Source organism: Niveispirillum sp. CC-CTL257, from assembly GCF_059489915.1.
The window spans coordinates 28651-42131 of record NZ_JCAJXE010000004.1 but is presented as its reverse complement, the minus strand read 5'-3'; the positions used below and the strand labels follow the sequence as shown (position 1 = coordinate 42131).

Annotated in this window: 12 protein-coding genes; 7 read left to right on the top strand and 5 right to left on the bottom strand. The window is 62.9% G+C overall.

Annotated elements, in window-relative coordinates:
- The first annotated feature begins 117 nt into the window (after positions 1-117).
- From ABC729_RS20970 to ABC729_RS20960, 3 genes are all read left to right on the top strand, one after another.
- Positions 118-1428 (top strand): CmpA/NrtA family ABC transporter substrate-binding protein, encoded by a 1311-nt coding sequence (locus ABC729_RS20970; protein ID WP_495609556.1) that lies wholly within the window; start codon positions 118-120, stop codon positions 1426-1428.
- Between the two features lie 20 nt (positions 1429-1448).
- Positions 1449-2321: a nitrate ABC transporter permease gene (ntrB, locus tag ABC729_RS20965; protein ID WP_495609555.1), complete on the top strand. Its 873-nt coding sequence runs from the start codon at positions 1449-1451 to the stop codon at positions 2319-2321.
- A 207-nt stretch (positions 2322-2528) separates the two neighbouring features.
- Positions 2529-3326, top strand: a complete 798-nt coding sequence (locus ABC729_RS20960) for an ABC transporter ATP-binding protein (RefSeq protein ID WP_495609554.1) — start codon at positions 2529-2531, stop codon at positions 3324-3326.
- Here ABC729_RS20960 and ABC729_RS20955 read toward each other — a convergent pair whose 3' ends face one another.
- Positions 3327-3908, bottom strand: coding sequence for a DUF1579 domain-containing protein (locus ABC729_RS20955; RefSeq protein ID WP_495609553.1), 582 nt, complete (start codon positions 3906-3908; stop codon positions 3327-3329).
- Between the two features lie 179 nt (positions 3909-4087).
- Between ABC729_RS20955 and ABC729_RS20950 the strand changes: the two genes are divergently transcribed.
- Positions 4088-4717 carry a flavin reductase family protein gene (locus ABC729_RS20950; RefSeq protein WP_495609552.1) on the top strand — a complete coding sequence of 210 codons (630 nt, stop codon included), beginning with the start codon at positions 4088-4090 and terminating at the stop codon, positions 4715-4717.
- A gap of 81 nt (positions 4718-4798) precedes the next feature.
- Positions 4799-5992: a class I SAM-dependent methyltransferase gene (locus ABC729_RS20945; RefSeq protein ID WP_495609551.1), complete on the top strand. Its 1194-nt coding sequence runs from the start codon at positions 4799-4801 to the stop codon at positions 5990-5992.
- Positions 5993-6256: 264 nt separating this feature from the next.
- Here ABC729_RS20945 and ABC729_RS20940 read toward each other — a convergent pair whose 3' ends face one another.
- A complete protein-coding gene (locus ABC729_RS20940; protein WP_495609550.1) occupies positions 6257-6955 on the bottom strand; it encodes a Crp/Fnr family transcriptional regulator in 699 nt (232 codons plus the stop codon).
- Positions 6956-7067: 112 nt separating this feature from the next.
- Here ABC729_RS20940 and ABC729_RS20935 point away from each other — a divergent pair, with 112 nt between their 5' ends.
- Positions 7068-7760 carry a DUF502 domain-containing protein gene (locus ABC729_RS20935; RefSeq protein ID WP_495609549.1) on the top strand — a complete coding sequence of 231 codons (693 nt, stop codon included), beginning with the start codon at positions 7068-7070 and terminating at the stop codon, positions 7758-7760.
- A 102-nt stretch (positions 7761-7862) separates the two neighbouring features.
- Entirely contained in the window at positions 7863-9812 is a 1950-nt protein-coding gene (locus ABC729_RS20930) for a multicopper oxidase family protein (protein ID WP_495609548.1), read from the top strand.
- Positions 9813-9867: 55 nt separating this feature from the next.
- On the opposite strand, the gene ABC729_RS20925 is transcribed toward ABC729_RS20930, so the two are convergent.
- The 3 genes from ABC729_RS20925 to ABC729_RS20915 all read right to left on the bottom strand — a co-directional run bounded on the left by ABC729_RS20925 (position 9868) and on the right by ABC729_RS20915 (position 13400).
- Complete coding sequence (locus ABC729_RS20925; protein ID WP_495609547.1) at positions 9868-10818, bottom strand: alpha/beta hydrolase; 951 nt, start codon at positions 10816-10818, stop codon at positions 9868-9870.
- Between the two features lie 32 nt (positions 10819-10850).
- The gene (locus ABC729_RS20920) at positions 10851-11798 is read right to left on the bottom strand and encodes a glycoside hydrolase family 43 protein (protein WP_495609546.1); all 948 of its coding nucleotides are present in this window, start codon (positions 11796-11798) and stop codon (positions 10851-10853) included.
- Positions 11799-11993: 195 nt separating this feature from the next.
- A complete protein-coding gene (locus ABC729_RS20915) occupies positions 11994-13400 on the bottom strand; it encodes an amino acid permease (protein WP_495609545.1) in 1407 nt (468 codons plus the stop codon).
- Positions 13401-13481: the final 81 nt, after the last annotated feature.

The following is a 13481-nucleotide window of genomic DNA, read 5'->3' as shown; positions in this document are numbered from 1 at the left end:
CCTGGAGCAACGGCGCTCCGATGACAGACATGGGCCATGCGGCCTTTGCTGATCGTCGGAGCGCCTTTTTTATTTTCAGCCCGGCCCCAAGGCCGGAACAGGGGAGCCCCGCGTATCATGAGCCAGACCGACAAGCCTTTCGCCGGCCTGACCCGCCGTTCACTGCTGACCGGCACGGCGCGCGCCGCAGGTGCCGCCGCCTTGCTGACTGCCGCCCGCTCCGCCCTGCCCGGTGGTGGCGCTTGGGCTGCCGCCGCACCCGAAGTGACGGGCGCCACGCTGGGCTTCATCGCCCTGACCGACAGCGCGCCACTGATTGTCGCCAAGGTGAAGGGGCTGTTCGCCAAATACGGCATGCCCGACGTCAATGTCGTGAAGCAGGCCAGCTGGGGCACCACGCGGGACAACCTGGAACTGGGCGGCGGGGCCGGCGGCATTGACGGCGCCCATATCCTGACGCCCATGCCCTATCTGATGTCCACCGGCAAAGTGACCAAGAACAACCAGCCCGTGCCCATGCAGATCCTGGCCCGGCTGAATACCAACGGCCAATGCATCTCCGTGGCCAACCGCTACAAGGAGATGGGCATCACCACCAAGGCCAAGGGCCTGAAGGAAGCCTTTGCCAAGCAGAAGGCAGAAGGCAAGGAGGTGAAATGCGCCGTCACCTTCCCCGGCGGCACGCATGATCTGTGGATGCGCTACTGGCTGGCCGCCAACGGCATCGACCCGGACAAGGATGTCTCCACCATCGTGGTCCCGCCGCCGCAGATGGTGGCCAATATGAAGGTTGATACGATGGAGGCCTTCTGTGTGGGTGAACCCTGGAACGCCCAACTGGTGAACCAGGGCATCGGCTTCACGGCCCTGACCACCGGTGAACTGTGGCACGACCACCCGGAGAAGAGCTTCGCCATGCGCGCCGACTGGGTGGAGAAGAACCCGAACGCCGCCAAGGCCCTGCTGACGGCTGTCATTGAGGCACAGATCTGGTGCGACAAGCCGGAGAACAAGGAAGAGATGTGCCAGATCGTCTCTGGCCGTGAATGGTTCAAGGTCCCGGTGGAGGATATTCTGGGCCGCGCCACGGGCACCATCGACTATGGCGACGGGCGCGTCGTGAAGAACAGCCCGGAGATCATGAAATACTGGTCCAACCATGCCTCCTACCCGTTTCAGAGCCACGATCTCTGGTTCCTGACGGAGGATCAGCGCTGGGGCTATCTGCCGGGCGATCTGGACACCAAGGCCTTGATTTCCAAGGTCAACCGCCAGGATCTGTGGCGCGACGCCGCCAAGCTGGCGGGTGCCAGTGACCTGCCCGCCGGCACCTCTCGCGGTATCGAGAAATTCTTCGATGGCCGCAGCTTCGATCCCGCCAACCCGGCGGCCTATCTCGCATCGCACGACATCAAGCGTATCGCCTGAGTTGGGGGAGGAAATAAACCATGTCGACGATCAGCGAGAATGGCCCCGTGGCGCGGGTGCAGGGTGGCGGCGGGCTTTCCGCCCTTGCCGCCACCCTGCAATCCACCCTGTCGCGGGCATTACAAAAACTGTTGGACCTGCTGCCGCTGCTGCTGGCGCTGGTCACCCTGCTGGGTATCTGGGAGGTGGCCTGTCACGGCGCAGGATCGTCCCTGCCACCGCCTTCACGGGTGATCAGCGATACCTGGGAACTGATCATCGATCCGTTCTTTGACAATGGCGGCGTCGATAAGGGCCTGTTCTGGCATCTGGCCGCCAGTTTGAAGCGGGTGGCCGTCGGTTTCGCCCTGTCATCGATCACCGGCATCGCGTTGGGTGTGCTGATCGGGCAATCCAGCCTCGCCTATCGCGGGCTCGACCCGATTTTTCAGGTGCTGCGCACGGTCCCGCCCCTGGCCTGGCTGCCCATTTCGCTGGCCGCCTTCCGGCAGGCGGACCCGTCGGCCATTTTCGTGATCTTCATCACCTCGATCTGGCCGATCATCCTGAACACCGCCGTGGGCGTGCGGCAGATCCCGCAGGATTACCGCAATGTCGCCCGCGTTCTGCGCCTGTCACCGCTGGAATTCTTCTTCCGCATCATGCTGCCCTCGTCGGTGCCGTTCATTTTCACCGGTTTGAAGATTGGCATCGGCCTGTCCTGGCTGGCCATCGTCGCGGCGGAAATGCTGATCGGTGGTGTGGGGATCGGCTTCTTCATCTGGGATGCCTGGAACAGCTCTCTGATGAGCGAGATCATCCTGGCGCTGGTCTATGTCGGGCTGGTCGGCTTCATCCTGGACCGTGTCATCACGATCATCGGCAACCGCGTTGCGGGCCGCAAGGTCAGTTGACAACCTTTGTCGCGCGCATGACGGCACATGAGCCTTTATGTGCCTCCCCCGCGAAAGCGGGGGTCCAGGGTCACGGGTAAGACGTTTGATGCTTTTGGCCCCTGGACCCCCGCCTTCGCGGGGGAGGCACTGCAAAACTGACCATCACGTCAGCCGGATAGCGCCTCCGCAGCAGCCTCCAAGTGTTCAATACAAGGACCCTCTCCCATGACCCATCCCTATCTGTCGCTTGAAAATGTCGGCATGGATTTCACGGTTGCTGGCCGCACCTTCCATGCCGTGACGGATGTAAACCTTGCTATCGAACGCGGGCAGTATGTCTCCATCATCGGCCATTCCGGCTGCGGCAAGTCCACTTTGCTGAACATCGTCGCGGGCCTGACGCGCGCCACGCAAGGCGGTGTCATCTTGGACGGGCAGGAGGTGAACAGCCCCGGCCCCGACCGGGCCGTGGTGTTCCAGAACCATTCCCTGCTGCCCTGGCTGACCGCCTATCAGAATGTGCGCCTCGCCGTGGACAAGGTGTTCGGGTCCAGCAAATCGGCGGCCGAGCGCCATGAATGGACCCTCCACAACCTGCGGCTGGTCCATATGGACCATGCCGTGGACAAGCGCCCGGACGAGCTGTCGGGCGGCATGAAGCAGCGGGTGGGCATCGCCCGCGCGCTGTCCATGGAACCCAAGGTCCTGCTGATGGATGAGCCGTTCGGGGCGCTGGATGCCCTGACCCGCGCGCATCTCCAGGACACGGTGATGGACATCCAGACCCGCCTGAACAGCACCATCATCATGATCACCCACGATGTGGATGAGGCCGTTCTGCTGTCCGACCGCATCGTGATGATGACCAACGGCCCCTCGGCCACAATCGGGGAGGTGCTGGAGGTTGACCTGCCCCGCCCCCGTCGCCGCCTGGACCTGTCGGACGATGCCCGCTACATCGCCTATCGGGCATCGGTCCTGCGCTTCCTTTATGAACGGCATGCCAAGCCGGAAGCGGCCTGATCAAGCCGACCGCTCAAACCACATGTACCAGTTCACCTCCCAGGTCTCTCCCCCATCGGGGGAGAAGGCTTGTTCCCATCGCGCATTGGTGGCGGTGATGTGGGACCAGATGAAGCGCACCTTGATGGGCTTACCTGCCAGCGTGTCATCGGCCAGAAAGGTGCCGACCCCATCCTGGAACCGACCCTGCAGGGGCGGACCAACCTCCCCATGGCGTTCGTCGAACCACCAGATATTCCACAGGCCGGTATCGGGGTCCACGCGGCGGAAGGTCACGGCGCGATAGGTGCCGTTGGGGTCGTTCAGGACATTGTCGTCGCAATTGGCCAGACCCGCCATCAGCGACCGCACGTCACAGGTGCCGGTGAATTCCTGCCAGTCGGTCGATCCGACCAGCCGACCGTTCAGCTTGCGGTGCCGGACATTCCAGGTGCCCATAAAAAAGTCGAAGTCGCCGCGCCCCGCGCCAATGGGCATGGGCGCGGATGCCGTTGCCGGCCCCAAGCCGGGGACCAGCGCCGCGCCAGCAGCGGCGATCAGCAGGGTGCGGCGGCTGGCGATGCAATTAACTTCCATGGTCATGACAGGGTGCCTTTGTTGACGTGCCTCCCCTTTCTACAGGCCAATACCTGACAGCTACTGTCAGGTATTTTCACCCCTCGTCAAAAATCCTGGTTCTGGGTTGCGTGCCACCCCCTTGTCGGGGGTTGGGGCACGGTCCTAACTGACGGGCGAGATTGGCCTTTCAAGGACCCTGCCCCATGCGCTTCGACCTGCGCGCCCTGCCGCCCGCCGTGCGGTACAAACTGATGACCGCCACCATCACCCCGCGCCCCATCGCCTGGGTCACGTCGGTCTCTGCGGACGGCGTGCGCAATGCGGCCCCGTTCAGCTTCTTCAACATGGTAGGCGATGATCCGCCGCTGCTGGCGCTGGGCCTGATGCACCGACCCGACGGGCGGCTGAAGGATACGGCAGCCAATATCCTGGCCACCGCCGAATTCACCGTAAACCTTGTGTCCGAAGAGGACGCCCAACGCATGAACCGCTGTTCCGCCGACGCGCCACCGGAGGTGGATGAACTGGCCTATGCCGGGATCGAGACCCTACCGGCCAGCGTGATCGCCGCCCCCTTGATCGCCAGCGCGCCCGCCAGTTTCGAATGCCGCCGTCACAGCGTCATTGAAACCGGCCCACGCCAGACCCTGATCCTGGGCGAGGTGCTGGTGGCGCATGTGGCCGACCGGTTCGTTCTGGATGCTGACAGCCATCACCTGGACACACCGGCCATGAAGCTGATCGGCCGCACCCATGGCCGTAGCTGGTATGTGCGCAATGGCGACACAATGCAGATGGACCGCCCTGCCTATGATCCCAACTGGCGGGTATAAGGTGTGAATAGCACTGGTCGGAGACACCGGCGGACGCCTAGGATGCCGCCCGTTCCGCCCCGATGATTGATTGTCTTTGCCATGGCCAGCCCCCTTGCCCCCGCCCTTGCCGAAATCCGCGCCCTGCTGCTGGACGGGGACCGGCTGGTGCGTGCGGTCGCCAGTGGGCGCATGCGCAATATGTCGCCGCCATGGCGGCGGATCGAACTGCGGCCGGTGGCCCTGAAGTCCGGCGCGCATTTGCAGACCGTCGCCTATGATGACCGGCAGGCCCATACCAGCAACGCCGCTTTCGGCCCCGCCGCCGAACAGGCCGTGGATGCGCTGCTGGCGCTGGGCATGGGCAATTGGCATGTGGAGACGCTGGACACCATTGTGCAGCTGCGCATCACCAAGAAAGGTGAGGCCATGATCAGCCGCACGACCACCACCGCACCCAAGGAGCGGGCGCTGGTCCATGACCGGGCCAAGCCACGCCTGCTGGACCCCGCCGATCCGTTCTGGCGGGCCGTGGGCATTGCCGATGCCGAAGGCCGGATCAAGCCGACGCGGCAGGACAAGTACCGGCAGGTGGAGGAATTCATCCGCGCCCTGGATGCCGTGCTGAAAGGCGGCGACCTGCCCGACGACCGCCCGCTGCGCGTCGTGGACCTTGGCTGCGGGAATGCCTATCTGACCTTTGCCGCCTATCGCTTCCTGTCACATGTGCGCGGGCTGACGGTGGAATTCACGGGCGTGGACACAAAGCGTCAGGCGCGTGAACGCAACACCGAACTGGCGCAAAGCCTGGGCTGGGACGGGTTGCGCTTCTTGGAAGGGACGATTGCCGACGCGCCTGTGGATGGGGCCGATATCGTGCTGGCCCTGCATGCCTGCGACACGGCCACCGACGACGCCCTGGCCCGCGCCGTCGCCTGGGGGGCGAAATATGTGCTGGCCGCACCCTGCTGCCACCATGACCTGCAAAAGCAGCTGCGCGCCGGTGAACCGCCCGCCGCCTATGGTCTGCTGACCCGCCACGGCATCCTGCGCGAACGCTTCGCTGATGTCATGACCGATGCCCTCCGCGCCAGCCTGATGCGGCAGGCCGGCTACCGGACAGAGATCATCGAATTCGTCCCCTCTGAACACACGCCCCGCAACACCCTGCTGCGCGCCGTCCATACCGGCGCGAAAGCAGACGCAAAGGTGGTGGAGGAATATCGCACCCTGGTCGCCGACTGGGGCGTGACGCCGAAACTGTCGGTGCTGCTTGGCACCGAAGCGGGGTTTTGATATCCCCATCCCCATTGCGCCACGCCCGACAGAGGCGCATATTCAGCGCCTCAGCCAAAAAGAAAGCCGGCTGCGAGACGCAGCCGGCCAGAGATGAAGGGAGCCTCATAAGGAGGTAAAGTCCCTGACCGTTGCCCTTATGCAACGGTCAAGTCACTTTCTTATAGCCCCTCACGGCCCGTTTGAAAAGCAAAAAACGTGTCCGAAAGGCTACACTCGCCAAATTTCACATTCCGCCCCTTGCGTGGGGCGGGATGCAGCCCCTCAGTCCCCGCGCACCTCTTCCACCATTTCCTCCAGCCGCTCAAAGTCCGGAACGACCAGACTGTTGCCCTGGCGGATGACGATATTGTCGCGCGACAGGTCGCTCATGACGCGCGCCACCGTCTCGCGCGTCGTGGATACGCGCGAGGCGATGTCGGAATGGATGGGCACCGGCGTGATCTCCGCCTTGCCGTCGGGGCGCAAGCCCGCCTTGGCAAGGCGCAGCAATTCAGCATGCACCCGGTTATTGGCGCCCAGCGTCGACAGATCCATGATACGGCCCGTGGAGGCGCGCACGATCTGCGTCAGGCGGTGCATGACCTTCGCCGCCACGCCCGGATGGTTGGTGGCCGTCTCCAGGAACAGGCGCGGCGACATGAAGGCGACCAGCGTTTCGGTCAGCGCCACGATACTGGCCGACCGCGGACCGCTGTCGATGGCCGACAATTCGCCCAGATAGCCACCGGCATCGATATCATCGAAGGTGATCTCGCGTCCCGACAGGGAATAGTTCACGACGCGGACCCGGCCCTCCACGATCAGACAGACATCGCGACTGTCGGACGACCGGTCCACGATCTGCTCATGCGGGTGGAAATGCCGCCAACTGCATTGCCGCGCGATGGCGGCACGCGCCTCCGGCGTCAGGCTTTGCAGCAATTCGATCCGGTCGAGATTGGCGTTATGGGCGTCGCTCACGTCGTCTATCCACGCTGGGGATAAGGTAAATGGATTGTATATCTAGGCTGTTCGCCTGCAAACCGCTACGGTTACATCCTTGTTTTTGCAGCAATGGCGGATGGAGGCCAGCATGGGCGGACCCGATGGCGGTGAGGAACAGCCAAAGCGGACACGATTCACGGGCCTGCATCTGACGCTGGCCGCCCGGCTGAAAGCCTATCTGTTCACGGGCATTCTGGTCACCGCACCCATCTCCATCACGCTCTACCTCGCCTGGCTGGTGGTGGACGGGGTGGATAATCTGGTCGACAGTCTGCTGCCCGCCCCCTATCAACCCGATCAGCTGCTGCCCTTCACCCTGCCGGGCCTGGGTCTGTTGTTGCTGGTGGTTTTCCTGGTGCTTGTCGGCATGGTGTCGGCGGGGGTCGTCGGCAATCTGCTGGTCCGACTCGGGGAGGCGCTGGTGGGCCGCATGCCGGTGCTGCGCGGCATCTATTCCGCCGTAAAGCAGATTTTCGAAACCGTGCTGGCCCAGAAATCGGACGCGTTCCGGGAAGTGGTGCTGGTGGAGTTTCCGCGCCCCGGTGCCTGGGCCATTGCCTTCGTCACCGGTGGCACCAAGGGACAGGTGCAGGACGCCCTGGGCGGCGGCGACTGGGTCAATGTCTTCGTGCCCACCACGCCCAACCCGACCTCCGGCTATCTGATGTTCGTGCCGCGTGATCAGGTGAAGCCCCTGACCATGAGCGTGGAGGATGGGTTGAAGATGGTCGTGTCCGGCGGTCTGGTCGGGCCGGACGACGCCGCGCCTAAAGCACCATGAAGCGCGCATAACCTCCCGCTCCATTCTTCTCCTGATTGAGATTGCTCCGTAACGGTCGCTTAGGTCATATTACTGCCCTTACCCAGGATGGAGGAGGGGTGTATGCGACGGGACCGGAATATGTGGCGTGGGGGTGCCGCCTTCCTTGGCGCGGGCCTGCTGTTGACAGCCTGCGGCAGCGTATCGGCGGAACCGCCGCGCCTGCTGCAGGCGCCGCCGATCCTGAAATCGGACGCACAGAAGCCACGCGATCAGGAAAAGCCGCAGGGCTATAACCTGCTGTCGTTGGGCGCCTTGGGTGCCGCCATTCAGCAGGGCCGTGAAATCCATTATGTCCTGCCGATCAAATATACTGACGGCACCATCTACAACCCGGCCACGGGCAAGAACGACAAGGTGCGCCTGCGCTCCTACGGCGATCAGTTCCTGGCCCCGACCATCCTGATGGACCCCGGCCAGACGGTTCGCATCAGCCTGTCCAACCAGTTGCCGGTGGAGCCGAACTGCGGCACCGATCCCAGCACGGGCAAGCCCTATCCCACCAATCAGCCGCATTGCTTCAACAACACCAACCTGCACAGCCACGGGCTCTGGGTCTCGCCCACGGGCAACAGCGATAATGTGCTGCTGAATATCGAACCGCAGGTGAATTTCCAGTACGAGTACAATGTGCCGGAGGATCATCCCGCCGGCACCTTCTGGTATCACCCACACAAGCACGGCTCCACGGCCATGCAGGTTGGCAGCGGCATGGCCGGCGCCCTGGTGATCAAGGGCAACCGCACGCCGACCGAACTTTCCAACGGCGATCTGGACACGCTGCTGCAACCGGTCCTGGCCAATGCCGACTATGGTGCGCAGGTGATGCTGATCCAGCAGATCCCCTATGCCTGCTTCGACCAGGACGGCAAGCTGGAGACCGGGGCCAACGGCGAATGGGTGTGCAAGGACGATCAGATCGGCAAGGTCGAGAATTTCGACGTTCAGTTCGATCCTAGTGCCTGGAGCGAAAGCGGCCGTTTCACCATGTTCAACGGCGTTGTCCGCCCGCAGATGGCGGCCGCGCCCGGCCAGCTCTATCGCTGGCGCATGATCCATGCCGGGGTGGAGGAGACGATCAACCTGCGCATCCGCAAGGTGGGTGCAAAAGCCCCCAAGACCGGCCTGCTGAAATCCCTGAAGGCGGCAAAGCAGGAGGTGACGAATACCTGCACGGGTGCCGACGTCACCCAGTATGAGGTGGCGACCGACGGCCTGACCCGACCTGCCGTTTATGCCAAGAATGTGAACAACCTGCAGCCCGGCTATCGCAGCGATATCCTGTTCGTGCTGCCGGAGGCGGGGCGCTACTGCGTCTATGACGACAGCGACGGCACGGATCAGGTCGCGGGCAAGGACAATCCCAAGGTCATCGGCTTCATCGACGCCGTGGGCCCGGCCAAGGTTCCCGACACCACCAAATTCGTGCAGGGCAAACTGCTGGAGGGGGCGTCATCCCTGACAGGCCCGGTGAAAGATGAAGTGGTGGCCGGCATCAATGACGGCCTGAAACTGACGAAATATGTCCCCCACCCCACCATCACGGATGCGGAAATCAAGAAATGGGGCCAGCCGGATATCCCCATCACCTTCAATATCAACATCAATGTCAAACCGACCCAGTTCACGGTGAATGGCAAGGAATATGATCCAGCGGTGGTGGACCACACGCTGATCCTGGGCACGGCACAGCAATGGATATTGAAATCCGACTTCGTGAACCATCCGTTCCATATTCATGTGAACCCGTTCCAGGTCGTATCCATCATCAACAAGACGACGGGTCAGGAATGGACCGACGGCATCTATGCCGGCATGAAGGGCACCTGGAAGGATACGCTGATCACCGATCCCAACGCGATCATCACCATTCGCACCCGCTATGTCCGCTATATCGGTGAGTTTGTCCTGCACTGCCACATCCTGGATCACGAGGATCAGGGCATGATGCAGAATGTGCAGATCGTCCTGCCCGATACGGAGGGCAAGGCAGCCGCCATGGGCCATCACTGACCCACCGGATACGCAGCCGGGCCATCCCAATCCCGGCTGCGTATCTCATCCCTGCTCAGCCTTTGCGCGCCAGATAGCCGTGCATGCCGATCCAGCGGGTGAAGGCGTCAAACCAGCCTGTGCTGGTCGTCGTCTTCTGGTACATGCCGAACCCGTGTCCGCCCTGTTCATACAGGTGGAACTCCACCGGCTTCTTGGCGATGCGCCAATTGTTAATCAGGCCATAGTCGGGGCCGCCGAACAACGGATCGTCGGCGGCCAGCGCCACGAACAAGGGCGGGGCATCGGCGGGCACATTCATGGCGGACAGCGGGCCATAGATATTACCGATGAAGGCCGGCTTGGCATCTTCCCCCGCCACGGCGGTGGCCATGGTCAGCATGGCCCCGGCGGAGAAGCCGACCATGCCGATGCGGTCCGGGTCGATCCGCCATTCCGCCGCGCGGCGGCGGACCAGGGCGAAGGCGGCCCGCGCGTCGGCGATCTGTGGTGCGATATTGGCCATCATCGCATCCGGGGACGGACGGGCCGGGCGGGCCGCCCCTGAAAACATCTCCCGCATGGACTGTTCAAAGGCCGCCATCTCGGGGGGCGTCTGGTTCAGCCGGTATTTCAGCACGAAGGCTGCCACACCCTTGTCCGCCAGGGCGCGGGCCACGTCCCAGCCCTCATTGCTCATCGACAGGGTACGGAACCCGCCGCCCGGTGCCACGACCACCGCCGCACCCGTCGCCTTGGCCGAGTCAGGCAGGAACGGCGTCAAGGTCGCGACGGTAACATTACGCGCGAACTGGCTGCCATACTGGCTGTGCCAGCTTTCCTGCACCGTGGCGCCTGGAAGCGGACCGGTGCCCAGCTCGATGGCCCCCGGCTGCGCCGGAATGGCGATGGGCGTCATCTTGTCATTCTGCACCTGCGCATGCGCCGGTACTGACAGGGCCAAGGTGATGATCGCGGCCAGGACGGCCATACGCGCGACATCGGCCTTGAGGGTATTCAACCTCATGCTGTTTCCTCCCGTAAGTATTTATTTTAAACTCAGCGTGCCGGCGGCACCGACACCCCGGCCCCCGTCTGCACCACCGGCTTCATCAGACCGTTGGCGTCATAGTAAAGATGCTCAACCGTCACCGCCCGGCGGCCCAGGGCACCGTTCAGATCGCCGATGGTCAGGGTGGCATTGTGCAGGAACAGGTACCAGTTGCCCTTGAACTGGGCGATGCCGGGATGGATCGTGAAACTGTACTTGCCCGATCCGGTCAGTTCCCCGCGATAGGTCCAAGGCCCCTGGATGGAGGGGGCCGTGGAATAGGAGACGCGCTCATCCCGGTGGGTGGACCGGTCAAGTGAGGCATAGGTCAGGTAATACAACCCGTCCCGCTTGTGCAGCCACGGCCCCTCCTCGAAATGCGGGGGCGTGATTTCCGTGATCGGGCCATCGATCTCGATCATGTTGGGCTTCAGCCGGGCGATATAGCATTGCCGGTTGCCCCAGGCGATCCAGGTGGTCCCGTCATCATCAGTGAAGACGGTCGGGTCGATATCTTCCCAGCTATGGGTGCCCTTCGGCGTCATGTCATTGCTGATCAGCGCCGATCCCTTGGCATCGACGAACGGCCCCGTAGGGCTGTCCGACACGGCCACCGCGATGGCCTTGCCCGGATGGGTATCGTCATGTTCAACGGCGGCATAGAACCAGTAGCGGCCATTCCTGAAAATCGTCTGCGATGCCCAGGCATCCTTCTTGGCCCATTTGAAATCGCTGACTTTCATGATCGGACCATGGCCGGTCCAGGTCCGCATGTCGGTGGTGGAATAGACCAGCCACTCCCGCATATTGAACATCTCGTCGCGCTGCGCCTCGTCATGCCCGACATAGAGATACAGGCGGTCCCCAACCACCAGCGGGGCCGGATCCGCCGTGAACATGTCACGGATGATCGGATTCGATCCGGGCTGCTGCGCTGCCACGGCGGGGGAAATCATAGTTACCGCTAACAATCCGATTTGCAGATAGTGCCGGACTTTTGCCATTTGCACACCTCCCTGAATTTTTAATAATTATATAATATTATTATTTGAATCGTCAACTCAGGGAATCCTATCCCTGACGGGACGGGCATGGAAAAGGCGGGGTTTCCCCCGCCTTTTCCGTTTGCACACTTGTTGATGACCCTGGCTTCACGCCATGCCAACCGCCGCCGCATGCTTCTTGCGCAACTCGTAAATCACGATGCCGATGGCCAGCCAGATGCCCAGACGCAGATAGGCATGTTCGCCCAGGACCGAGATCAGGTAACCGCAGACCAGGATCGACACGATCGGGATCAGCGGCACCAGCGGTACACGGAAGGGCCGGGGCGCATCAGGTCGCGTCTTGCGCAGGACGATGACGCTGACCGACACCATCATGAAGGCCAGCAAGGTGCCCGACGACACCAGTTCCGCCAGGAAATCGATGGGGAACAGGGCCGCCAGGGCTGCCGCGATACCGCCCGTGATGATGGTGCTGATATGCGGGGTGCGGTATGTCGGATGCACCTTGGCGAAGACCGACGGCAGGATGCGGTGCTGCGCCATGGCGAAGAACACGCGCGGCTGCGCCACCAGCAGCACCAGAATGACCGAGGTCAGGCCCGCGATGGCACCCAGCGACACCAGCGGCAGGATCCAGGACACGCCCTCACCCATATTGGCAACAGCCAGCGCCACCGGCGACGGCACCGACAGCTGCGTATAGGGCACGGTACCGGTCAGGACCAGCGACATGGCGATATAAAGAACGGTACAGACGGCCAGTGACCCCAGGATGCCGATGGGCACATCCCGCTGCGGTTTGCGCGCCTCCAGCGCCGTGGTCGCCACCGCGTCAAAGCCGATATAGGCGATGAACACCACGCCCGCCGCCTTCATGACGCCGCTGATCCCATACTGGCCGAACGTGCCGGTATTTTCCGGGATGAACGGGGTCCAGAGCGCCGGGTTCACATGGAAGGCACCAACCGCGATCACCACCAGGATGACCGTGACCTTGATCAGCACCACCACCATATTGGCCGCCGACGAGCGCTTGACGCCGATCACGGCGCAGAGCGTGGCAAGCCCGATGATCAGGGCCGCCGGCAGGTTGATGATGGCACCCGTGGCCTCCAGATGGCCGTTAGCCAGTTTGAAAGGCGCGCTGGTGAAGGCCTTGGGCAAGGACAGGCCGACACTGTCGCAGAGTGCGGAGAGATAACCCGACCAGCCGACGGCCACGAAACTGGCCGCCACTAGATATTCCATGATCAGGTTCCACCCGACCAGCCAGCCGATACGCGGCCCCAGCGCATCGCGCGTGTAGCTGTAGGCACCGCCCGATTCCTTCGACGTCGCCGCCAGTTCCGAATAGCACAGGCCCGCGCAGGCGCAGGCAAAGGCCGCCAGAAGGAAGGAAAGCGACACGGCCGGGCCCGCATAATCCGCTGCGGCCGAACCCGTGATCACGAAAATGCCGGCGCCGATGATGCAACCGACCCCCAGAAGCACCAGCTGCACCGGGCCTAAGGCCGGCAGCAAGCCGCTGCGATGATCCCCGCTGTCTTTCATTATGACCCCTGAGGTCTGTCGTTTATGCACGCTTTCTATGTCCTAGACGCATCTGGGGCAAGAACATATGGTTTCATTTGA

Coding starts and splice junctions, on each gene's coding strand:
- ABC729_RS20930 (WP_495609548.1), top strand. CDS start 7,863: ATGCGACGGGACCGGAATATGTGGCGTGGGGGTGCCGCCTTCCTTGGC.
- ABC729_RS20935 (WP_495609549.1), top strand. CDS start 7,068: ATGGGCGGACCCGATGGCGGTGAGGAACAGCCAAAGCGGACACGATTC.
- ABC729_RS20920 (WP_495609546.1), bottom strand. CDS start 11,798: ATGATTTCCCCCGCCGTGGCAGCGCAGCAGCCCGGATCGAATCCGATC.
- ABC729_RS20960 (WP_495609554.1), top strand. CDS start 2,529: ATGACCCATCCCTATCTGTCGCTTGAAAATGTCGGCATGGATTTCACG.
- ABC729_RS20925 (WP_495609547.1), bottom strand. CDS start 10,818: ATGAGGTTGAATACCCTCAAGGCCGATGTCGCGCGTATGGCCGTCCTG.
- ABC729_RS20950 (WP_495609552.1), top strand. CDS start 4,088: ATGCGCTTCGACCTGCGCGCCCTGCCGCCCGCCGTGCGGTACAAACTG.
- ntrB (WP_495609555.1), top strand. CDS start 1,449: ATGTCGACGATCAGCGAGAATGGCCCCGTGGCGCGGGTGCAGGGTGGC.
- ABC729_RS20915 (WP_495609545.1), bottom strand. CDS start 13,400: ATGAAAGACAGCGGGGATCATCGCAGCGGCTTGCTGCCGGCCTTAGGC.
- ABC729_RS20955 (WP_495609553.1), bottom strand. CDS start 3,908: ATGACCATGGAAGTTAATTGCATCGCCAGCCGCCGCACCCTGCTGATC.
- ABC729_RS20945 (WP_495609551.1), top strand. CDS start 4,799: ATGGCCAGCCCCCTTGCCCCCGCCCTTGCCGAAATCCGCGCCCTGCTG.
- ABC729_RS20970 (WP_495609556.1), top strand. CDS start 118: ATGAGCCAGACCGACAAGCCTTTCGCCGGCCTGACCCGCCGTTCACTG.